The following is a 1,410-nucleotide window of genomic DNA, read 5'->3' on the forward strand; positions in this document are numbered from 1 at the left end:
AGCAAAAAGAGCAAGAGTGCGCTGGACATAAAGATATTATTGCACAAGGGGAACAAAGACTTTTTGCAAAAACTCAAAAAATATCGCAGGAATGGTTGAAACAATGGGATGAGGGAGTAAGGTTATGGGAAAGAGACGCACTGGGGATAAAAAATCCTAGGGAAGATATGAAATTCAGTGGAGATCGGCTTCCATTGGTAAAGGATATTTGTGTTCGAGGGGATCACAAAGTGCGTTTCTTGTACAAGCAAGCACTTGGAAAAAAACTTACTGATGAACATTACAAAAAAATATGTAGTCTCTTGGATACCTCGTATTTTAGGAAATTTTTTTAAAAGCAGTGCGATTAATGAGCAAGAACGGAATAACTCTGCAAAAGTTTGTAGATCCTCTTACGAACAAAAAACGGAGTCAACCTACGATGTTATTACTTCATTGGTGGTTATATGTTCTTGATGATATGATTATAGCTGAATGCAAACAGCACCAAAAGAAAAACTTTACAGGGGAGGATGAAAAGAAAAAATTTACAGATACTTTGTGGGACAACATATCTATGAGTACAGAACACAAAGAGATAGAGAAAATGCTAAACCTTTCGGAATCTTGGTCTGGTGAGTGTACTTTATTATTATATTGTAAAAAGAATGTGTTGTCGTTGTTGTGTGATATTTCCAGTGATTATAAGGCGGCAAGAGAAACTTTCATTTACTATAAGAAGCTTATTAAAACAGTGAAAAAGGGCTATGTTGCTTTTGATAATGGTTGCCATTCTGTCACAGTTAGAGATGTAATCAATACTTGTAAAGAGAATGACACAAATAGAGCAAAAAATCTTTCCATTTTTGAAGGGAATCCAACATTTGAAGAAGTTTACAAATTAGGCGTTAAAGAGTGGATGAAATCATCAAATGAGACATGCGATAACCGGTTGATCTTTTGGGAGAAGCTTTTTGAGGAAAAAAAGTTAAAAGAAAAATTAAAAATTATCTTTGGAGATGAGAAGGTAAAGGCGCTGAAAGAGGCTGTTGAAAAAGATAAAGAGCAGCTTGCAAGTGAAATGCAGAAAGCAATTTTGGAAAACAAAGATTCTCATTATTATAAATGTCGTCAGCAGTTGATAAACTATTTGCAAAACGGTTGAATAAGGGGGGATAAATCAGTGGTTTTTCTGAAATCTCTGCTATTATGCAGTGGTGGAAAAGAGTGAAAACTCTTAAGCATATGCGGCAGCTTTTATGAGAGAGGAAAGATTTTTAGATCAATGGATGGCGCACTGTAAAGAGCATATATTGAGGAGGAAATGGACTGTGTTTTTTCCTCAGGTGCGATAATTGCTTTTGTGGGGGCTTATAGCAAGTACATTTTTTGTTCGTGGTGATGTTTTTTGTCACTATCTCATTCGCGAGT

General features: G+C 35.7%; 1 protein-coding gene and 1 pseudogene. Both read left to right on the plus strand.

The genetic code is table 11. The features are described from left to right. A pseudogene (locus ACFIO3_RS13110) lies at positions 1–335 on the plus strand (hypothetical protein); the annotation flags it as partial. Between the two features lie 86 nt (positions 336–421). Further along, on the plus strand, positions 422–1,144 hold the full coding sequence (locus ACFIO3_RS13115) for a hypothetical protein (RefSeq protein WP_375615024.1): 723 nt from the start codon (positions 422–424) through the stop codon (positions 1,142–1,144). Positions 1,145–1,410: the final 266 nt, after the last annotated feature.

It is taken from the genome of Bartonella sp. AD328YNZD, assembly GCF_042196425.1.